The organism is Lichenifustis flavocetrariae (assembly GCF_026130545.1).
GTDB classification, from domain to species: domain Bacteria; phylum Pseudomonadota; class Alphaproteobacteria; order Rhizobiales; family Beijerinckiaceae; genus Lichenihabitans; species Lichenihabitans flavocetrariae.
This window is the reverse complement of record NZ_JAMOIM010000021.1, coordinates 18,015-39,233: the sequence shown is the minus strand read 5'-3', so window position 1 is coordinate 39,233 and position 21,219 is coordinate 18,015. Positions and strand designations below refer to the sequence as shown.

Here is a 21,219-nt window from a genome sequence, read left to right as displayed (position 1 = left end):
CCCTAACGCCTCAGAACTCGCGCAATACGACCTGTTATCTGTAACAGTGCGTAAAAAACCGTGATTTGGCCTTGATGCATGACAGCGGTAGATTGTTCACGTTGATGAGGCCTCGCCGGCAGCTTTGACGCGGTGGATCTCCAGAGTTCTGGAAACTCCCTTCGAAATCAGGCCCGGCGGCGGCAGTTGGAGTGGGACGGGATGAAGCTGGGACGCCAAACGACTCTCAAGAAGAGCGTCACCGTTTCCGGCCAAGGCGTTCACTCGAACGCTCCCGTTTCAATCACCCTCATGCCCGCACCCGCCCATAGTGGAATCGCCTTCCGGCGCACAAATCTCCCAGGAGATATGGAGCGCGTCATCGAGGCCAAGTGGAACCGGGTTTCGACCACCGAACTGTGTACGGTGCTTGGAGATCCATCGCGTGGATCCGTCTCGACCGTCGAGCACCTGATGGCTTCGCTGTCGGCCCTTGGGGTCGACAATATTATGATCGAAATCGACGGTCCGGAAGTGCCGATCATGGACGGGTCGGCAGCGGCTTTCGTGGCCGCCATCGACTGGGCCGGCATCAAGGTGCTTCGAGCCCCGCGCCGCTATATCAAGATCCTCAAGCCGGTCCGTGTCGACCAGGGGCGCTCCTTCTCGGAGTTGTTGCCGGCCGCATCAGGCTTCCACATGGATGTCAGCATCGACTTCCCGGTTCCGGCGATCGGCGCCCAAAGCAAGATGATGGATTTGACCCCGGCGCGGTTCCGGCGGGAAATTTCCAGAGCCCGGACGTTCGGTTTGCTTCGGGATGTCGAGAAGCTTTGGAAGCTTGGCTTCGCACTTGGCTCCTCGCTCGACAATTCGATCGCGGTCGACGACACGCGGGTGCTCAATCCCGAAGGGCTGCGATCCAGCGACGAGTTCGTGTGCCACAAAATGCTCGACGCGGTGGGTGACCTCGCATTGGCGGGCGCGCCGATCATCGGCACCTACCGGGCTTTCTGTCCCGGGCATAAGATGAACTTTCTGGTCCTGCAGGCGATGTTCGCGGACCGCTCTTCGTTCCAATATGTGGAAGCCCCGGCACGGTCCGAGCCATTTTACGGCGACTTCGGTCTGGTGCCCGTCCCCGCCTTTGCGGCGGAGGCGAACTGAGATCGGCGTCGCCGTCGACGCGAAGACTGGATCCGTTCTGTCCCTTGTGTCTCCTTTGCAACGTGGCCCATGTTTAAGGCGGCCGACGATTCATGATGCAGGCGTTTGGCCCCGTCATGCGCAGGTTTGACATAATCCTTTGGCCAATGTCGGCTGCGAACGCGGACCGTGAAACCGGCCGCATTCCGCATCGTTTCGAAGATCCGTCCGGCAGGTTGTTTCACAAGCATGAGTGCTAAAACGAGCTTTCGATCAGCCGTCCGGGTCAGCGCACGCGCCAGCCTGTTCGGGCTCGCCCTTCTCCCGCTTGCGGGTTGCTCGACCTTCGAGAACCTGAATCCCTTCGCGGGCGAGAAATATGAGACCAAGATCCTGCCCGACGTGCCAGCGGACGACATCTACAACCAAGGTGTAGCCCGTCTTCAAAACAAGGATACCGAGGGCGCCACCAAGAAATTCGGTCAGCTCGAAAAGGATTTCGCCTATTCGGATTATGCGCGCAAAGGGCTGCTGATGCAGACCTACGCACAGTACCAGGGCGGCAGCTACGACGACGCCATCGAGTCGGGTGCGCGGTACTACAAGCTTTATCCCAACACGCCGGACGCGCCCTATGCACTCTACCTGCAGGCGATGTCCTATTACAGCCAGGTGCCTGACATCTCGCGGGACCAGGCTCAGGCCGGCAAGGCCTTGGCACTGTTCGAGGAGATCGTCACCAAGTACCCGAATTCCGAATACGCCAACGACTCCAAGTACAAGATCCAGGTGACGCGGGACCAGCTGGCCGGCAAGGAGATGTCGGTCGGGCGCTTCTATCTGGCGCGTAAGAATTACACGGCAGCGATCAACCGGTTCCGCGAGGTGCTGGCGAAATATCAGACGACCCGCCACACCGAAGAAGCTTTGATGCGGCTGACGGAAGCCTATATGGGTCTTGGCATCACCGATGAAGCGCAAACCGCTGCGGCGATCCTGGGCCATAACTTTCCCGACAGCGAATGGTACAAGGATTCCTTCGCGCTGTTGAAGGACAACGGCCTGGAGCCTCACGAGAACCAGGATTCATGGATTTCCAAGGCCTTCCGCAAGATCGGTCTGACCTGACACCTCCTGGGCGAGCCTCATGCTGGCCCAGCTGACGATCCATAACATCGTCTTGATCGACAAGCTCGATCTCACGTTCGAAGCTGGCATGACGGTGCTGACGGGGGAGACCGGCGCCGGAAAATCCATCCTGCTCGATTCTTTGATGTTGGCGCTTGGTGGCCGAGGCGACGGGGCGCTCGTCCGACATGATGAGAAGCAAGGCCAAGTTACGGCTGTCTTCGATCCTCCCAATGACCACCCCGCATGGCGGATCGCCCGCGACGCCGGTCTTGATCCTGAGGGCGTACTGATCTTACGCCGAATCCAGTCGGCCGATGGACGGACGCGGTGCTTCGTCAACGACGCTCCCGTCAGTGCCCAGGTTTTGCGGGATATCGGCCAGACTCTGGTCGAAATTCACGGGCAGCACGACAACCGGGCCCTCGTCGACCCGCCCGCCCACCGGGCCTTGCTCGATGCGTTTGGCGGCCTCGGCCGCGACGCCGAAGCGGTGCGGTCGTCTTTCACGGCCTACCGAAAGGTCCTTGCGGACCTGGCAGACCAGCAGGCGGCAAGCGCCAAGGCGGCAGCCGAGGCCGATTATCTGCGGCACGCCCGGGACGAACTCGAAAAGCTTGCTCCCGAGGTTGGCGAGGAACAGTCCCTCGCCGAGCGCCGCACACTCATGATGCAGGCCGGCAAAGTGGCCGAGGATCTGCGTGATGCTTTCGAGAGCGTCGCGGGAGACGGATCCCCGAGCGCCACCCTGGCGGCCGCCATGCGCCGCCTCGAGCGTCGCGCCGGGCAGGCTCCCAACCTCGTCGAGCAGGGGATACGGGCCCTTGATGCGGTGCTGGTGGCGCTCGACGGCGCCCAAGCCGCGTTGGAACAGGCGTTGCGAGATGCCGATTACGACCCGCGGGAACTCGAACAAGTCGAGGAGCGCCTCTTTGCCCTGCGGGGCGCCGCCCGGAAATATCAGGTCGACGCCGACGGTCTCGCGGCCCTGGCAGAGCGGTTCGAGAACGAACTCGCAGCGATCGACGCGGGCGAGGCCCGCCTCGCGATCCTTCAAGCCGATACCGGCCGACTGCGGGCGGCCTATGATGCCGCGGCGGAGCGCCTCACGAAGGGTCGCAAGCTTGCGGCCGCCAACCTGGATGTTGCGGTCGAGGCGGAACTCGCGCCCCTCAAACTGGAGCGCGCGCGCTTCCGCACGCAGGTCGACCCGCTCGCCGAGGGTGGGATCGACGGCAAGGACCGTGTCGAATTCTGGGTTGCGACCAACCCGGGCAGCCGCCCGGGCCCTCTGACCAAAGTGGCCTCCGGCGGCGAACTCGCCCGTTTCATGCTGGCTCTCAAAGTGGTTCTGGCCGATCGTGGGTCGGCCCCGACCCTCGTCTTCGACGAAATCGATACGGGCGTGGGGGGTGCCGTCGCCGACGCTATCGGGCAGCGGCTGGCCCGGCTGGCCGGCCAGGTGCAGGTTCTCACCGTCACGCATGCCCCGCAGGTGGCCGCCCGCTCCACAAGCCACCTCAAGATCAGCAAGCAGGCGGCCCAGGACGGCGACCGCGTCACCACCCGGGTCGCGCCGCTCGAGGCAGAGGCCCGCCGCGAAGAGATCGCCCGCATGTTGGCGGGCGCGACCGTGACCGACGAGGCGCGAGCCGCGGCACGGCGTCTTTTACAAGTCGCGAGCTGAGCGAGACATCTTGCGGGCTCCGCGAAGACGCTTAGAATCCTGCATGTCTTCATCTCTCGTCAATTGAGAAGCGGTTGGGACAGGAGGCTCACCGTGGATCCGTCGCCGCATCGCTCGAGACTCGAGAAAACCGTCCGGATTTCGCTCGCCGTCGTCACGGATGTGATCTGGCGTTTCAGCGCCGATGATGGCTGGGCCATCGCGAGCCACATCGCTCTGACGACACTGACATCGCTGTTCCCGTTTCTGATCTTCATGACCGCGCTGGCCGGCTTCTTCGGCTCGGCGCAACTCGCCGAGAATGCCGCGACCCTGTTGTTCGACGTCTGGCCCGCGCAGGTGGCAGGCCCGATTTCGACCGAGATCCACAATGTCCTGACAGTTCCCCGCAGCGGCATCGTGACGGTGGGCGCCGCGCTCGCGGTCTATTTCTCGTCGAGCGGCGTCGAGGCCTTCCGGGTCGGGCTCAACCGCGCCTATGGAGTGCGTGAAAAACGACCCTGGTGGCTGACGCGGCTGGAATCGATCGTGGTGGTGTTCATCGGCGCGATCGCATCGCTGATGCTCGCCTTCCTGGTGGTGCTGGCGCCGTTGCTCTGGTCAGCGCTCCTAGCCTGGGTGCCCCGCCTCGCTGCGGTCGAAAATCTGGTGACAGTGGCCCGCTATTCCCTCGTCAGCGTCACCTTGGGTTTTGCCTTATTGATCGCGCATAAATGGCTTCCGGCCGAGCGCCGGACGGTTGCCCAGGTGCTGCCCGGCATCGCCCTGACCTTCGTGGCCTCGATCATCTTCAGCGTTGCGTTCGGCCATTACCTCCAGCATTTTGCCCGCAACTACGCATCGACCTACGGCGGCCTCGCCTCAGTGATGATCGCTCTCGTGTTCCTCTACACGATGGCGACGATCTTCGTGATCGGAGGTGAACTCAACGCCGCGCTCATCCGGTGGCATGGCGTCCGGGCGGTGCCCCGGCCCGAGTTGAGCAACAACGTCACACGCCTGCCACCACCAAAGTCACGCTTCCCGCGAACATGATGCTCGTCCCGATTGCCTCTCGTCTCGCCGAACATCGCGAATCCGATCAATAAAGCGCGATGAGGGCCTCTCAGCTCTGCGCAGCGAGTTGAGCCGCCTGATGCTCGGTCGTCAGAGCATCGATCACCTCATCGAGTGCTTCGCCAGCGATGACCTTGTCGAGCTTGTAGAGCGTCAGATTGATGCGGTGATCGCTCATCCGCCCCTGTGGAAAGTTGTAGGTGCGGATACGCTCGGAGCGGTCGCCCGACCCCACCTGCGACTTGCGGTCGGCGGCCCGCTCGCTGTCGAGTTTTTGGCGCTGCTCGTCGAAGATGCGCGACCGCAGCACCGCGAGAGCCTTCTGCCGATTGCGATGCTGGGAGCGTTCTTCCTGCATGAAGACCACGATGCCGGTCGGAAGATGGGTCAGGCGAATGGCTGATTCCGTCTTGTTGACGTGCTGGCCGCCGGCGCCCTGCGCCCGCATCGTGTCGATCTTCAGGTCCGACTCGTTGATCTCGACATCGACCTCTTCGGCCTCCGGCAGCACCGCCACCGTGGCGGCCGACGTGTGAATGCGACCTTGCGTCTCGGTATCAGGCACGCGCTGCACGCGGTGCACGCCTGATTCGTATTTGAGGCGAGCGAATACGCCGCGTCCATTCACGGAGGCGACGATTTCCTTGAAGCCGCCCATGGTGCCCTCGGTCGCCGAAAGCACCTCGACCTTCCAACCATGCAAGTCGGCGTAACGCTGATACATCCGGAACAGATCGCCCGCGAACAAGGCCGCTTCGTCGCCGCCCGTGCCGGCCCGGACTTCCAGGATTGCGCTCTTCTCGTCGGCGGCATCCTTTGGCAGTAGCGCCACGCGAATCGTCTGTTCGAGCTCTACGAGCCGCGCAGCGGCCGTTACCCGCTCCTCTTCGGCCAAAGCCAGCATCTCGGCGTCGAGGCTGGCGTCTCCCAGCATGGCCTCGATCCCTTCGAGATCGGCCGCCTGATCGCGATAGGCCCGGATGGCCGAGACGAGCGTCTCGGTTTCAGCCAGTTCGCGCGACAAGGCGACGAACGTCGCGCCGTCCGCCCCCTCGCTGAGACGCGCGGAGATTTCATCATGGCGGCGGAGGATCAGGTCAAGTTTGTCGTGCGGCAACATGGGGAAAAGACAGAGCACTGTGAGGGCGGGAAGCCGCGTTGACCAAGCCCGCCATGCCAAAAGGTGGCACAGCCGGCGCAGGCTGGGGCTCGGCTTGGGACCAGGGATGTCAAAGCTCTGCCAACACGGTCGGCAATCCCTAGAGGATCGTGGGTGTTATGGCATCCTCTAAATGGGAATTGCCTGCTCGTCGGCAAAATCGCGCAGGCGCTCCCGAATGATGGGGCCGTCCTCACCGGACTGAATCAGGCTCTTGAGATGGTGCGACGCCTTGTCGACGTCGAGAGCCAGCAACATGGCCTTCACGGGTCCGATCGAGGACGGCGCCATCGATAGACCGCGATACCCCAGCGCGATCAACGCCAGAGCCTCCAGGGGTTTGCCGCCCATTTCGCCGCACAGCGTCACCGGTTTGCCCTTGACGGCTCCGACCGCAGCGACGGCCGCCAAAGCGCGGAGCATGGGGGCCGAAAGCATGTCGAACCGCGTGGCGACACGTTTATTGTCGCGGTCGACCGCAAACAGATACTGGCCGAGATCGTTCGATCCGACCGACAGAAAATCGGCGGCCTCGGCGATCTCGTCGAGCTGCCACAAAAGCGACGGGACCTCCACCATGACGCCGAGCCGCAGGTCGCTTGGGACACCATGTCCATGGCGGCACAGCCAATCCTGCTCGCGCAAGGCGATGGTCCGGGCAGCCTTGAATTCCGCGACCGTCGCAACCATCGGGAACATGACCCGCAACTCGCGCCCGGCTCCAGCCTTGATCATCGCCCGCAACTGGGAGCGCAGCAAGGCGGGACGGTCGAGCCCGATGCGGATCGCGCGCCAGCCGAGCGCCGGGTTCTCTTCCTCGAGCCGGGGCATGTAGGGCAGAATCTTGTCGCCGCCGATGTCGAGCGTGCGAAACGTCACCGGACGGTCGGGAATGGCATCCATGACGCTCTTGTAGAGGGCGTATTGCTGGCTCGCGCGCGGGAACTTGGACGCCACCATGAAAAGCAGTTCGGTCCGAAACAGGCCGATCGAGGCCGCATTGGTCTCGGCCACATGGGGCAAGTCCAGCATCACGCCGGCGTTCATGTGAAGGTCGACCTGAACCCCGTCCAAGGACAGCGCCGGGACATCCCGCAGCTTGCGATATTGCTCCTGCCGCCGCGCGCGCAGGCGCGCCTTCTCGGCATAGGCCGCCTCGACCTCGGGCGTCGGTCGAATGTGCACTTCGCCGGTCGTGCCATCGACGATGATGGCATCCCCGGGCTCGACCAGGTTCACAACACTGGCAACGTCCCCGACGACCGGCACGCCCAGGGCACGCGCCACGATGGCGACATGGCTGGTCGACCCGCCGTCCTCCAGAACGAGCCCACGCAGGCGGTGCCGGTCGTAATCGAGCAGGGCTGCCGGACCCATGCTGCGCGCCACCAGCACGGCATTATCGGGCATCTCGTCATGGGCCGTCACGAGGCTTTGGCCGGTCAGCTGATGCAGCAGCCGGTTGGCCAGATCGTCGAGATCGTGCAGGCGTTCGCGCAGGTAAGGGTCGGTCTGACGTTGCAGCTTCGCGCGCGTGTCGCTCTGCACCCGCTCCACGGCAGCTTCCGCCGTGAGGCCGGTCATCACCGCTTCGCGCAGGCGACGCAACCAGCCCCGGTCATGCGCGAACATGCGAATGGTCTGCAGCACCTCGCGGTGCTCGCCAGGGCCGACCTGATCCCCGCGATCGACGAGGCGGTCGATCGCGTCGCGCAAGGCCGCGACGGCCTCTTCAAGCCGCTCGGCCTCCTTGTCGACGTTCTCGGCCACGAGTTTTTTCACGATCACACGCGATTCGTGAAGCACGACATGACCTAGGCCCACCCCATCGGCGACCGAGGTGCCCCGCAACGCGTGAGATTGGTGCAGAACCGTGTCAGAACCCGGTGGTAAGATGGATTGAAGTTCCCCGCTCGCGATCATTTCGGCGAGCAGCATGGCGGTCGTTTGGAGAACTTCGATCTCTTCTTCGGAATAAATGCGGCGGGCGCGATTCTGCACCACGAGCACCCCAAGCGTATTACCGCCTCGCAGGATCGGAACGCCCAGGAACGATTGGTAGATTTCCTCGCCTGTTTCCGGCCGGTACGAGAATGCCGGATGAACCTGTGCGTCCGGCAGAGCCAAGGATTCGGCAGTCGCGGCGATGAGGCCGACGAGGCCTTCGTCGATCCGCATCGTGGTCAGGTGAACGGCCTCGCGCTTCAACCCCTCGGTGGCATAGAGCTCCAGCCGGCCGTCCGTGTGCAGGACGTAGACCGAGCAGACCTCCGCGACCATGTTGAAGGCGATTTGCGTGACGATATCGTCGAGACGCGACTGCGCGGAGACCGGCTTCGCCATAACCTCGCGAAGTCGACGCAGCAACAATCGTGGCCCGCCCAAAGAGCCTCTCATCGGCCCCCCACCGTCAAGGCGGACGCCGCCGCGCCGCACATTTTCCGTCCTGACGTTCACGTCGAAACGTGCGTCGGACGAACGAGCTATAGCGATCCGATCAGCCGGACGGCAAGGAGAACATCACGCCGGGCCGGTTTATACGTCAGGCCGCCCGGTCGAGCCCGAAAAGGCTGTGAAGAGTACGGACCGCCAGTTCGGTATAAGCGGCATCGATCAGCAGCGAAAACTTGATTTCCGAGGTCGTGATCGCCCGAATGTTGATTCCTTTTTCGGCAAGGGCCTTGAAGGCGCGAGCCGCCACGCCGGCGTGACTGCGCATGCCGATCCCGATGGCCGAGATCTTCACGACGTCCGTGTTGCCCTGAAGCACCGAATAGCCGATCGACTCGCGCGACTTTTCGAGAATCACGCGCGCCCGCTCGTAGTCGGCGGTTGGCACCGTGAAGGTGAGATCGGTCGTGGTCGTGTCGTCCGACACGACCTGGATGATCATGTCGACGTTAATGTTGGCCTCGGCCAGCGGGACGAAGATCGAGGCCGCGATGCCCGGCTTGTCAGCCACCCGACGCAATGTGAGTTGCGCCTCATCCTTGGAGAAGGCGATACCGGTGACGACTTGTTGTTCCATGATGTCCTCTTCGGCGCAGATCAGCGTGCCGGCGGAAGGATTCGCCGGATCCTCGAAGGAGGAACGGACGAAGGTCTTCACATTGTAATTCATTGCGATTTCGACGGAGCGCACCTGCAGCACCTTGGCGCCGAGCGAGGCCATTTCGAGCATTTCCTCGAACGACACGCGATCGAGGCGTCGCGCCTTCGGGACGATGCGCGGATCGGTCGTGTAGACACCATCCACATCGGTGTAGATGTCGCAGCGATCGGCCTTCATGGCGCCGGCCAGTGCCACCGCGCTCGTGTCCGAGCCGCCTCGCCCCAACGTGGTGATGCGGCCACTCTCCTGGTGCAGGCCCTGAAAGCCGGCCACCACGGCCACCTCGCCGGCCGCGAACCCCTCAATGATGGCCGTCGGATCGATGGACTGGATCCGGGCCGAACCATGGGCATCGTTGGTGAGGATTGGAACTTGCCATCCTTGCCAGGAGCGGGCCGGAATGCCGAGGCTCTGCAGCACAATCGCCATCAGGCCCGCGGTGACGAGTTCGCCCGATGCCACGACGGCATCATATTCGCGGACGTCGTGCAGGGAGGCGGCTTCGCCGCACCAGCCGACAAGTTCGTTCGTCTTGCCCGACATGGCGGAGACCACGACAGTCACGTCGTGTCCCGCATCGACCTCGCGTTTGACATGCAGGGCGGAACGACGGATGCGATCGAGATTCGCAACCGAGGTGCCGCCAAATTTCAGAACAAGACGCGCCATGAGACTCGCAGGCGGCAAAGGTGACACAGCACACGGGGGCCGCCGCGCCAGCCCGGTCCGAAGCGGCGCGTATCAATAAGGGCTCCCGGCGGGGTGTCAATCGTGCCATGCGGGTCGCGGCGCCAAGGTATCCGCCTTGCGCCGCGCCTCCAGGCCGCTTAGGTCGGGCGGCATCACACTCCAGAACCCCATCGGTGATGAGCGACACACTTCACACGTCCCAGCTCGGCCGCGCCGTGCCGACCCCACAGAGCCCGGAAGAGGCGCGTCTCGACCGTGTCCCGAATCCACATCCGGGAACCACATACCTGGTCCGCTTCACGGCGCCGGAGTTTACCTCCCTGTGCCCTGTCACCGGCCAGCCGGACTTCGCGCATCTCGCCATCGATTATGTGCCGGGCGACTGGTTGGTCGAATCGAAGTCGCTGAAGCTCTACCTGACGTCGTTCCGCAATCACGGTGCCTTTCACGAGGATTGCACGGTGCGGATCGGCAAGGACATCGTGGCGCTCCTGGCGCCGGCCTGGCTGCGAATCGGCGGCTACTGGTATCCCCGCGGCGGAATTCCGATCGACGTATTTTGGCAGACCAGCATACCACCCGAGAGCCTATGGCTTCCGGATCAGGGGGTCCCGAGCTACCGCGGGCGGGGATGATTCGCGGCGGAGCGTCGTCGGCAACGCTCTCGATCCTTAATCGCGGCCGCAGTGGCGCGTAAGGAGTCAACGCCTACTGTGATACCTCGGCATGGGTGCGCAGCAGCCTGCTTCGGGTCGGGTTCGGCGTCCGCGCGGGCGTACCCCAGAATGGTCAGCCAGCAACCTGCACGAATGAGATGAAGCCACCGCCGCCAATATCGGGCTTGATGACGAGGCGATCGGTTTGAGCATGATGAGGCGTAGCGGTGTCCGTGAGGATCGCAGCGACGACCGAGAGATCGCGTACCCTGACGGTCAGGCCGGCCATGAACGCGCCGCGCGTGTCCGGCATCTCGATGCCGCCGCGTGACGGCCATTCTGCCCGAGCGACCACTTCGAGCCGGCTGTTCTGCAGTTGAACCTCAAGTCCCCCGCCGCTCGACGAGACCGAGGAAGGGGCAGTGAAGCGTGCCAGGTCTTCGGCATGATCGGAGGGTCGCTCGGCAACGATCGTCACGGACGCGACACCCGTGGCCCCGTTGGCATGCCGCTGGGCCTCGCGGCTCCAGAAATTCTCGGGTCGATGCTGCTGGCACGTAAAGGCTCCGACCTCCGGCAGGGTCGGCAGGGCCGCGAAGGCGAGCGTGAAAGCCACTGTGCGGTCGCTTCCGTCAGCCCCCTGGGCCGAGCGGGAGAATGGCAGCAGGCGGCCCTGCCCGATCCCATCCTTGCAGAAGCTTTGGGCGTCCCGCGCCGCATCGTCGCTGCGCAGGACCAGCATAGCGATCCCGTCCGCGGCCTTCTCGAGAAACCCCGCGAAGGGCGCGGCCGGATCGTCAGTCGCCACGGGCACATAGTCGTCCGCGAAGCCAAGCAGTTCGAGGAAAATCCCATCAAACTGGACGATGTGGTTCACCGTGCCCCACGGATGGGTGTTGCGCCGCCCGACCGTGAAGCCAAAACGACGATACGTCTCCGCGAGACGGGAGAGATCGCGCGAGCACAGCACCAAATGGTCGAGGGCCCGGGTCACCGGGCTCAGACCAGACGCGACTGAACGAGAGCCGCCGAGATGAAGCTTGCGAAGAGCGGATGCGGCGCAAAGGGCCGCGACTTCAACTCGGGATGATATTGCACGCCGATGAACCACGGATGGTCGGCCATCTCGATCGTTTCGGGCAGCAGCCCGTCCGGCGACATTCCGGCGAAGATCATGCCCTTCGCCTCGAGCTGCTCACGATAGTGGGTGTTGACCTCGTAGCGGTGGCGATGCCGCTCCGAGATCTCCGTCTCGCCATAGATCGTCGCGATCTTCGATCCGGGCTTCAGGTGCGCCCGGAAGGCGCCGAGCCGCATCGTCCCGCCAAGGTCGCCGCCTGCCGCGCGGCTTTCGAGTTCGTTACCGCGCATCCACTCGGTCATCAGACCGACGACGGCTTCGTCGCAGGGACCGAACTCGGTCGAGTTCGCGTCCGGCACGCCGCCGAGCGAACGCGCGGCCTCGATCACGGCCATCTGCATGCCGAAGCAAATGCCGAAATACGGCACCTTGCGTTCCCGCGCGAAGCGCGCCGCCTTGATCTTGCCCTCGGCGCCACGCTGGCCGAAGCCGCCAGGAACCAGGATGCCATGCACGTGTTCGAGATGCGACGCCGGGTCGGTGCCTTCGAAAATCTCCGATTCGATCCAATCCAGCTTCACGTGCACCCGGTTGGCGATGCCGCCATGGGTCAGCGCCTCGATCAGCGACTTATAGGCGTCCTTCATGCCCGTATATTTGCCCACCACCGCGATCGTGACTTCACCTTCGGGGTTTTGCAGGCGCTCAGTCACGCTCGCCCAGCGGCTCAGGTTGGGCTTCGGGGCCGGTTCGATGCCGAAGGCGGCCAGGACGGCGCGGTCGAGTCCGGCCGCATGATAGGCACGGGGAACGTCGTAGATCGAGGAGACGTCGCGCGCCTCGATCACCGCATCCTCCCGCACGTTACAGAAGAGTCCCATCTTGCGCCGTTCTTCGCGCGGGATATGTCGATCGGTGCGGCACAATAGAATATCGGGCTGGATGCCGATCGAGCGCAACTCCTTGACCGAATGCTGGGTCGGCTTGGTCTTGAGCTCACCCGCGCTCGGAATGTAGGGCAGAAGCGTCAGGTGAATGTAGACCGCGTGGCCGCGCGGCAGATCATTGCCGAGTTGCCGGATCGCCTCGAAGAAGGGCAACCCCTCGATATCGCCAACCGTGCCGCCGATTTCGACCAGGATGAAGTCGGTGCCCTCGTTGCCGTCGAGGACGAATTCCTTGATGGCATTGGTGACATGCGGAATCACCTGCACGGTACCGCCGAGATAATCGCCGCGACGTTCCTTGGTGATGATCTCCTGATAGATGCGCCCCGTGGTCGTGTTGTCGGCCTTGGTGGCCGGGCGCCCGGTAAAACGCTCGTAGTGTCCGAGATCGAGATCCGTCTCGGCCCCGTCATCGGTGACGAAGACCTCGCCGTGCTGATAGGGGCTCATCGTCCCCGGATCGACGTTGATATAAGGGTCGAGCTTGCGGAGCCGGACCGTGTAGCCGCGAGCCTGAAGTAACGACCCGAGTGCCGCCGCCGCCAGACCCTTACCCAAGGAAGAGACCACGCCGCCGGTGATGAAAATATACCGCGCCATGGGACCTCATTCTTAACGGCAAAAATCGAAAAAAGCGAGCGCCCCCAGGACGCTCGCCTCAGCTATCCACGGATATTTCGAACAACTTGATTTATTGAGACTTCGGAGGCTCCGGCACGGCCGGAGCCGACGGCACCGCTGGTGCGCTCGGAGCGGCACCGGATTTCTGCTCCTGAATCTGCTTCAATTGATCGAGCACAGAGGTGCCCGGAGCGGGCGCCGGCACGCTTTTCGGAGCCTGGGTGCTCGACCCCGGCGCATCGAAGATCGAGCGCGGTGTGCGGTGGAGATTGGCCAGGAGCGTGAGCCCGAGGCTCGTCAGAAAGAACAGTGTGGCCAAGATCGCCGTGGCCCTTGTGAGCGCATTGGCCTGTCCCCGACCAGTCATGAATCCGCCGCCGCCGCCCACTCCCAAGGCTCCCCCTTCGGAGCGCTGCAGCAGCACCGCGCCGACGAGCGCGATAACGATCAGGAGATGAATGACGATCAATACGGTTTGCATCACGATGCCTCAGGCAGGCATCGAGCGCCTGCCGGTCATGTTCGGGGTTGCCGGCCTTCTATACGAGCCCGAGCCTTTTGGAAACCGATGCGAGAGAGCTCAACGATAGACGCCGGTGATACCCAGGAAATCGGCGGCCTTCAGGCTCGCCCCGCCCACCAGCGCGCCGTCGACATGGTCGATGGCAAGCAGCGCTGCCGCATTCGACGCCTTGACCGAACCGCCGTAGAGGATGCGCATGTCCTTGCCACCGGTCGGGACGAGCGTGGCAAGACGCCGATGGATGAACGCATGCACTTCCGCCACGTCCTTTTCGGTCGGCGTGAGACCGGTCCCGATGGCCCATACGGGCTCATAGGCGATGATCGTTGCCTCGGGATTTGAGCCACGGGGCACGGAATCGTCGATCTGCCGCCCGATCACACGAAGGGTTTCGCCGGCGTCCCGCTCGGCGCGGGTTTCGCCGACGCAGATGATGGGTGTGAGGCCCGCGCGGGCCGCAGCTTGCGCTTTCTCGTTGACGATCGCGTCGGTCTCGCCGTGGTTCGCGCGGCGCTCCGAATGGCCCACGATCACCAGTTTCGCCCCGGCATCTTTCAGCATCTCGGCCGAAATGTCACCGGTATGGGCGCCGAGCGCCGCGGCGTGACAATCCTGGCCGCCGATCATCAACCGGCTGCCGGCCAAGAGCGAGGCGGCTTGAGCGATGAGGGTCGCGGGGACGCAAAGCGCCACTTCGCACCGCCCTGCCGCGCCGGTCGCGCAAGCCTCCCGCACGGCGAGAACCTGATCCAACGACGCCTGCAGGCCGTTCATCTTCCAGTTGCCGACCACGATAGGATGCGACGAAAACGCCATGATTGCCTCTAACGTGAGCTGTGCCGGTTGAGGCGGGGTAGCAGATGACCCGGCAATTTGAAAGCGACGCCTGGCATCGTCCTCACCTCCTGATCCAACCTCCCGCTCGGCAACGAGCCAGCATTCTGCGGGTTACCTTGATGCGGCGCGTTGCGTTTTGTTGAGATGGGCGCGAGTGTCATCAATGCTCTGGAGATCTGTTCGGGAATGAATCAAGCGCCGGGCATTGTCGCTGCCGCGAAGCCGGACTTCGACGACGAGCGGCTGGCGCGCGCCATCTCGGCCTTTGTGCGGGCCGAGTTCATCGCTCCGGTCGATGTCGTGTCGAGCTTCATCGATCTCGTGATCGAGGATGTCGCCCGCGAACAGATGGCGTCCTTCCGGGCCGATCTGCAAACCATGAAGGCGTCCAGCCTGCGGCTACGCATCGTCGTCGAGGAATTGCTGGATACGTCAGCCTCGCAGCGCTCCTTGTCCGAGAAGCAGATCGACGATTTCACGGCATCGCTGCGGCACGAACTGAGAACGCCCATCACGGCCATCATGGGATATGGCGAGTTGCTCCTGGAGGAAGCCCGAGAAGAAGGATTTCCGACCATGGTGGAAACGCTCGACGGACTTCTCGCAGCCTCGCGCCGGCTGCTCGGCGGCATCGACTCGATGATCGAGTTCATCCAGTCCGGCTCATTGACGACCACACACGGGGAGACCGGAGCCGGGTCGGACCAGACCGCGGCAATGGAACAGGCGGTGGCGACCCTCCGGTCGGTCCTCTCGGAACAGCCGACACTCGCCGCCCGCGCAACCGGTTATCTCCTTGTGGTCGATGACAACCCGTCCAGTCTGGACCTGCTTACGCGCCGGCTCGAAAGAGACGGGCATAAAGTCTGCGCCTGCAGCGACGGGGAAGCGGCCCTGCGGGTGACCGGGCAGCAGAATTTCGACCTCGTGCTGCTCGACTTCCTGATGCCGCGCCTGAACGGCGTCGACGTTTTGCGCCAGCTGCGCGGCACTCCGCATACCTCCACGATTCCCGTCATCATCATGTCGGGCGCCGACGAGGTGGAGAGTGCGGTGCTCTGCATCGAGGCCGGCGCCGACGACGTGATGCAAAAGCCGCTCGATCCGATTCTCATGCGCTCCCGCATCTCGGCCCTGGTCGAGCGGAAGACCCTACGCGACCGCGAACAGGCCTATGTCGAACAGTTGCGGGTCGAACGTGAGAGGTCCGAATCTCTGCTTAGGTCGATGCTGCCGGGACCGGTTGTCGAGCGCCTACGTCATGGCGAAACCGTCATCGCCGACCATTTCGAGGCGGCCACCATCCTGTTCTGCGACATTGTCGGGTTCACGGCCCTGTCGAGCCGCATGCCGGCACCTCGCATGATCGCATTGCTCAACAGCGTCTTTTCGAACCTCGACCGCCTCGCCAAGGCCAATGGGCTCGAAAAGATCAAGACGATCGGCGACGCCTATCTGGTGGCTGGGGGCCTACCGAACGCGCGCCCGGACCATGCGCTTGCGACTGCCCGCATGGCACTGGCGATCCCGGAGGCCGTTGCGGCCGCTGGACGAGAGGTTGGCGAGCAGCTCGAAGCCCGAATCGGCATGCATACGGGTCCGGTCGTGGCAGGCGTCATCGGGACGGACAAATTCGTCTACGATGTGTGGGGAGACACGGTGAACGTCGCCAGCCGTATGGAGCGCAACGGCGTCGCCGGGCGCGTTCACGTCTCCGAAGCTGTGCGGGCCGCCGTTGGCGATGCCTACGGGTTCGAGCCCCTGCCCCCCATGAACATCAAGGGCAAGGGCGCGATGCAGACGTTCCTGCTTATTTGAATCCGGCAACCGGGTGGGGCGCGTAGGCCTCGCCGAGTTGCCTGACCTCGTCCGCCTCCAACCGCAGCGAGAGGGCCGCCACGGCCTGTTCGAGATGGCCGGGCTTCGACGCGCCGATGATGGGAGCGGTGACCCCTGGCTGCTGCAACAGCCAAGCCATCGCAACTTCGGCTCGACTCACGCCGCGCGCCGACGCGACGCTGCCGACCCGCTCGACGGTGGCGCGGTCGGCCTCCTTCATGCCGGCATAGAGTGTCTGGCCGAAGGCATCGGTCTCGCCCCGGGCGGTCGTCGGCGTGTCTTCCCAAGGCCGCGTGAGCTTGCCACGTGCCAGCGGGCTCCAGGGAATGACCCCGATGCCCTCCTCGATACACAGGCCCATCATCTCGCGCTCTTCCTCGCGGTACAGCAGGTTGTAGTGATTCTGCATGGACACGAACCGCGTCCAGCCGTGCCGATCCGCGAGATGAAGGGCCTTGCAGAACTGCCACGCATACATCGACGAGGCGCCGATGTAGCGGGCCTTCCCGGCCTTCACCACATCGTGCAGGGCTTCCAACGTCTCTTCGACGGGCGTGTCGGGATCGAAGCGGTGGATCTGATAGAGATCGACATAGTCGGTGCCGAGACGGCGCAGGCTATGATCGATTTCGGTCATGATCGCCTTGCGGGACAGGCCGCGCCCATTGGCGTCGGGTCGCATCACGCCATGCACCTTGGTGGCCAGCACGATCTCGTCGCGCTTCGCATAATCCTTCAGCGCACGTCCGACGATCTCCTCGCTCGAACCGTCCGAATAGACGTTGGCGGTGTCGAAAAATGTGATGCCGAGGTCGAGCGCCTTCTTGAGGAAGGGCCGGCTCTCCTCTTCCGATAGGGTCCAGGGATGGTTGCCGCGATCCGGCTCGCCATAGGTCATGCAGCCGAGGCACAAGCGGGAGACCTTGAGCCCGCTGCGGCCGAGATTAACGTAGTCCATCTGATTCCCCCGACATGCCGGCACGCGGCGCATTCTGGATTGACATGTCGCGGGACCGGCGTCTCGCAAGGGTAAGCTTCGTGGTTTCGCCCCGTTGCACCACTGTGCCACCGTGGTTATGGTGCCGACCGCTCCGGTCGGGGGTGTTCAGCCGGCGCTCGTCGGGTGCGACGTTGCGGTAGAGGCGGACCTTTTTCCATGCTCGAAAGCATGCGTTCGGTACAGAATTCGTTGATCGGCAAGATCGGCATGGCGCTGATTTTCCTGCTGATCATCGTCGGCCTGAGCTTTTTCGGCTTCGCGGACCTGTTTCGCACCAGCAGTGCCACCTGGGTGGCACGGGTCGGGAATCGCGACATTTCCGTCGAGACCTACCGCCGTGGCTACCAGATCGCCATGCAGCAACTGGAGCAGCGGCTTCGCAAGCCTGTGACCAGCGCGCAGGCCCGTCAGTACGGGTTGGACCAGCAGGTTCTCTCACGCCTGGTGACCGACACGATCCTCGACGTCGAGGCAGACAAGCTTGGGCTCGCCATCTCCGAGGCGCAGATCGGCAAGGCTGTCGTCGACGACCCGACCTTTGCGGGTCCGGGCGGCAAGTTCGATCGCGATCGCTTCAACACGCTTCTGCGGAACAATGGCCTGACCGAGCAGAGCTTCCTGCGCGACCAGCGCCAGACCTACCTGCGTCAGGAACTTGTCGACGGCGTCGCGGGCGCCCTCAGCGTACCCAAGGCCGCGCTCGATGCGCTTCACCGCTTGCAGGCCGAAACCCGCAGCATCGATATGATCGTCCTGCCGCCGACACTTGTGGGCGACGTGCCGGCGCCGGATGCCGCTGCGCTGCAGACCTATTACGACGCTCACAAGTCGGAGTTTTCGGCACCGGAATTCCGTAAATTGGTCATTTTGGCCACATCTCCCGCCACGGTGGCCAAGCCAGAGGCCGTATCGGAGGCGGAGATGCGCCGCCTCTACGAGGCGGACGAGGGTGGCCGGTTCGGCCAGCCCGAACGGCGAACATTGAAGCAGATCGTGTTCCCGAACGAGGCGGACGCGCAGGCGGCCTCGGCGCAGATCAAGGCAGGCAAGAGTTTTGCCGATGCCGCGGCGGAACGAAACGTCAGCGGCAAGGAACTCGACCTCGGGGCGGTGACGAAGGGCAGCCTGTTCGACAAAGCGGTCGCCGACGCAGCGTTCGCGCTGCCGGCCGACGGCACAAGCGATCCCATCAAGGGCACGTTCGGAACTGTGCTGATCCACGTGACTGCGATCGAGGCGGGAACCAAGAAGACGTTCGAAGAGGTTGCGCCTGCAATTCGGCAGGAGATCGCCAACTCTGCCGCCCGTACCCGGGATGCGCTGCGCGACCTCCACGACAAGATCGAGGACCAACGGGCATCGGGGAAAACCTTGGCCGAGGCCGCGAAAGCCGTCGGCCTGGAGGTCCGCACGGTCGACGCGGTCGATGCGACCGGACATGATCCCGCCGGCGCTTTGGTGGATATTCCCGACCGTGACGACGTCCTCCGCGCGGCGTTTGCGTCCGATGTCGGCGTCGACACCGACGTGGTCCAGAGCCGCGCGGGCGATCAGATCTGGTTCGAGGTCGCCGGAATCGATCCGGCGCACCAGCGCAAGTTCGACGAGGTCAAGGCTCAAGTCGAACAAGCCTTGCGGAAGGACGAGATCGCAAAACGCCTCGTCGCCAAAGCCGACGAATGGGTCAAGGCTCTGAACGGCGGCCAGACGATGGAGCAGGTGGCGGCTTCCGCCAACAATGCCGAGATCAAGCATGCCAGCGATCTCAAGCGGGCGGGCGCCGATGACGTTCCCGGTCCTGTGGCCGTCAAGGCGTTCGACACGGCCGTTGGGTCGGCCGGCTCCGCCGATGGCAGCGATGGCAGCCGCATCCTGTTCAAGGTCCTCGACAGCGTGGTGCCGACGATGGATCCGGACGCTCCCGAAACGGAACAACTCCAAGGCCAGTATCGCAATCTCTTTGCCGACGACATTCTGGCCGCCTATCTGTCCCGTCTCGAAGGGACAATGACGATCAAGATCAACCCAACCGTGTTGAACAGCGCAATCGGCGGGGACAACGGATGAGCCGAGGCACGCCATCAATAGGGGCTCCGAGGGAGCCTGCGAGCGTCGTCTCGACGGTGCTGGTCGCCGATCTGGAAACACCCGTTTCGGCCTTTCTCAAGCTGCAGGCCGCCACGCGCGGACCGATCTTCATTCTCGAATCAGTCGAGGGCGGCGCGACACGCGGCCGTTACTCAATGATCGGGCTCGACCCCGATGTGATCTGGCGCTGCACCGGCGAAAATTCCGAGATCAACCACCAGCCACAGGCCGACCCCGACGCTTTCCTGCCGTGTTCCGGCAAACCGCTCGACGCCCTGCGGCGGTTGCTGGCGGAGTCGGCCATTGACCTCCCGGCAGGCTTGCCGCCCATGGCGGCCGGCGTGTTCGGCTATCTCGGCTACGATATGGTGCGGCACATGGAGCGGCTGGCGCCAGCCAAGCCCGATCCGATCGGCGTGCCCGATGCCATCATGATCCGCCCCCAGGTCATGGTAGTGTTCGACAATGTGCGGGACGAAATCTCGGTCGTCAGCCCGGTGCGCGCGCGCGCCGGGCTCACGACCGACGTGGCCCGCGCCAGCGCGATGACGCGGATCGAGCGCATCGTCGAGGTGCTCGACAGCCCCCTCGCGCATGGGTCCTCGTCGGTCGATCCATTCCTCAAGCCCCAGCCACCGGTGTCGAATACGCCACGCGGCGACTTTCTCGCCATGGTGGAGCGGGCCAAGGATTACATCCGGGCCGGCGACGTATTTCAGGTGGTGCTGTCGCAGCGGTTTTCGGCCTCGTTCGACCTCCCGCCTTTCTCGCTCTATCGGGCGCTCCGACGCGTCAATCCCGCGCCGTTCCTGTCGTTTCTCGACTTCGGCGCCTTCCAGATCTGCTGTTCGAGCCCCGAGATCCTCGTGCGGGTACGCGACGGCAAGGTCACAGTCCGGCCGATCGCCGGAACACGGCCTAGGGGGACGACGCCTGCCGACGACGATCGCCTCGCCAAGGAACTCCTGGCCGACGCCAAGGAACTCGCCGAGCACTTGATGCTCCTCGACCTCGGCCGCAACGACGCGGGACGCGTGTCACGTATCGGCACCGTGACCGTGACCGACAAGTTCTTCATCGAACGCTACAGCCATGTGATGCACATCGTGTCGAACGTCGAGGGCGAACTAGACCCCTCCCGCGATACGATCGACGCGCTCGCGGCAGGCTTTCCGGCCGGCACGGTCTCCGGCGCCCCGAAGGTGCGCGCCATGGAGATCATCGACGAGCTCGAACGCGACAAACGTGGCATCTACGGCGGCTGTATCGGCTACTTCGGCGCCGGCGGCGAGATGGATACCTGTATCGTGCTGCGCACTTCGGTCATCAAGGACGGTACCATGCATGTCCAATCGGGCGCCGGCATCGTCTATGATTCCGATCCGGCCTCGGAATATGCCGAATGCGAGAACAAGGCCCGCGCCCTGGTGCGCGCCGCCGAGGAGGCTGTCCGCTTCGCGACCTCGGCGCGACGGGGGCAATAGCGGGGTCGGAGAGCTGGCAGTGTTTGAGCACGCCCTTCATCTCAAGCGGCCGAACTGCCGCCACATCGCCTGATCGTCGTGTGCGTTTCAGTGATGCGTGACGCCTAATACCAAGCTGCATCAGGTTCGACTGGTCGTCCTTGGCTGGCCATCGGGTTTTGACCCTTCGTCCCGCAGGCGGCTACG

16 protein-coding genes are annotated in these 21,219 nt (G+C 63.9%); 8 read left to right on the top strand and 8 right to left on the bottom strand.

Annotation, left to right across the window (positions count from 1 at the left end):
- Nucleotides 1–201: 201 nt before the first annotated feature.
- The 4 genes from lpxC to M8523_RS24225 all read left to right on the top strand — a co-directional run bounded on the left by lpxC (nt 202) and on the right by M8523_RS24225 (nt 4,975).
- Complete coding sequence (gene lpxC / locus M8523_RS24240; protein WP_282587486.1) at nt 202–1,146, top strand: UDP-3-O-acyl-N-acetylglucosamine deacetylase; 945 nt, start codon at nt 202–204, stop codon at nt 1,144–1,146.
- 228 nt (nt 1,147–1,374) lie between these two features.
- Nucleotides 1,375–2,253: an outer membrane protein assembly factor BamD gene (locus tag M8523_RS24235; RefSeq protein ID WP_282587485.1), complete on the top strand. Its 879-nt coding sequence runs from the start codon at nt 1,375–1,377 to the stop codon at nt 2,251–2,253.
- Between the two features lie 19 nt (nt 2,254–2,272).
- Complete coding sequence (gene recN / locus M8523_RS24230) at nt 2,273–3,940, top strand: DNA repair protein RecN (protein WP_282587484.1); 1,668 nt, start codon at nt 2,273–2,275, stop codon at nt 3,938–3,940.
- A 93-nt stretch (nt 3,941–4,033) separates the two neighbouring features.
- Nucleotides 4,034–4,975 carry a YihY/virulence factor BrkB family protein gene (locus M8523_RS24225; protein WP_345894289.1) on the top strand — a complete coding sequence of 314 codons (942 nt, stop codon included), beginning with the start codon at nt 4,034–4,036 and terminating at the stop codon, nt 4,973–4,975.
- Nucleotides 4,976–5,045: 70 nt separating this feature from the next.
- On the opposite strand, the gene prfA is transcribed toward M8523_RS24225, so the two are convergent.
- The 3 genes from prfA to M8523_RS24210 all read right to left on the bottom strand — a co-directional run bounded on the left by prfA (nt 5,046) and on the right by M8523_RS24210 (nt 9,936).
- Nucleotides 5,046–6,116, bottom strand: coding sequence for a peptide chain release factor 1 (gene prfA / locus M8523_RS24220; protein WP_282587483.1), 1,071 nt, complete (start codon nt 6,114–6,116; stop codon nt 5,046–5,048).
- A 168-nt stretch (nt 6,117–6,284) separates the two neighbouring features.
- Nucleotides 6,285–8,552 (bottom strand): phosphoenolpyruvate--protein phosphotransferase, encoded by a 2,268-nt coding sequence (gene ptsP / locus M8523_RS24215; protein ID WP_282587482.1) that lies wholly within the window; start codon nt 8,550–8,552, stop codon nt 6,285–6,287.
- Between the two features lie 145 nt (nt 8,553–8,697).
- The gene (locus tag M8523_RS24210) at nt 8,698–9,936 is read right to left on the bottom strand and encodes an aspartate kinase (RefSeq protein ID WP_282587481.1); all 1,239 of its coding nucleotides are present in this window, start codon (nt 9,934–9,936) and stop codon (nt 8,698–8,700) included.
- A 197-nt stretch (nt 9,937–10,133) separates the two neighbouring features.
- Between M8523_RS24210 and queF the strand changes: the two genes are divergently transcribed.
- Nucleotides 10,134–10,592, top strand: coding sequence for a preQ(1) synthase (gene queF / locus M8523_RS24205; protein WP_282587480.1), 459 nt, complete (start codon nt 10,134–10,136; stop codon nt 10,590–10,592).
- Nucleotides 10,593–10,746: 154 nt separating this feature from the next.
- Here queF and M8523_RS24200 read toward each other — a convergent pair whose 3' ends face one another.
- The 4 genes from M8523_RS24200 to tpiA all read right to left on the bottom strand — a co-directional run bounded on the left by M8523_RS24200 (nt 10,747) and on the right by tpiA (nt 14,601).
- Entirely contained in the window at nt 10,747–11,607 is an 861-nt protein-coding gene (locus M8523_RS24200; RefSeq protein ID WP_282587479.1) for a VOC family protein, read from the bottom strand.
- A gap of 5 nt (nt 11,608–11,612) precedes the next feature.
- Complete coding sequence (pyrG, locus tag M8523_RS24195) at nt 11,613–13,241, bottom strand: CTP synthase (RefSeq protein ID WP_282587478.1); 1,629 nt, start codon at nt 13,239–13,241, stop codon at nt 11,613–11,615.
- Nucleotides 13,242–13,332: 91 nt separating this feature from the next.
- On the bottom strand, nt 13,333–13,743 hold the full coding sequence (gene secG, locus M8523_RS24190) for a preprotein translocase subunit SecG (RefSeq protein WP_282587477.1): 411 nt from the start codon (nt 13,741–13,743) through the stop codon (nt 13,333–13,335).
- A gap of 99 nt (nt 13,744–13,842) precedes the next feature.
- Nucleotides 13,843–14,601, bottom strand: a complete 759-nt coding sequence (tpiA, locus tag M8523_RS24185; protein ID WP_282587476.1) for a triose-phosphate isomerase — start codon at nt 14,599–14,601, stop codon at nt 13,843–13,845.
- Between the two features lie 207 nt (nt 14,602–14,808).
- Between tpiA and M8523_RS24180 the strand changes: the two genes are divergently transcribed.
- Nucleotides 14,809–16,440, top strand: coding sequence for an adenylate/guanylate cyclase domain-containing protein (locus M8523_RS24180; protein WP_282587475.1), 1,632 nt, complete (start codon nt 14,809–14,811; stop codon nt 16,438–16,440).
- Here the strand turns inward: M8523_RS24180 and M8523_RS24175 are convergent.
- Nucleotides 16,433–17,419: an aldo/keto reductase gene (locus M8523_RS24175; RefSeq protein ID WP_282587474.1), complete on the bottom strand. Its 987-nt coding sequence runs from the start codon at nt 17,417–17,419 to the stop codon at nt 16,433–16,435. The genes M8523_RS24180 and M8523_RS24175 overlap by 8 nt on opposite strands.
- Before the next feature lie 198 nt (nt 17,420–17,617).
- Here M8523_RS24175 and M8523_RS24170 point away from each other — a divergent pair, with 198 nt between their 5' ends.
- Nucleotides 17,618–19,528 carry a SurA N-terminal domain-containing protein gene (locus tag M8523_RS24170; protein WP_282587473.1) on the top strand — a complete coding sequence of 637 codons (1,911 nt, stop codon included), beginning with the start codon at nt 17,618–17,620 and terminating at the stop codon, nt 19,526–19,528.
- Nucleotides 19,525–21,033: an anthranilate synthase component I gene (gene trpE / locus M8523_RS24165; protein WP_282587472.1), complete on the top strand. Its 1,509-nt coding sequence runs from the start codon at nt 19,525–19,527 to the stop codon at nt 21,031–21,033. The genes M8523_RS24170 and trpE overlap by 4 nt, the downstream gene beginning before the upstream one ends.
- Nucleotides 21,034–21,219 lie beyond the last annotated feature (186 nt).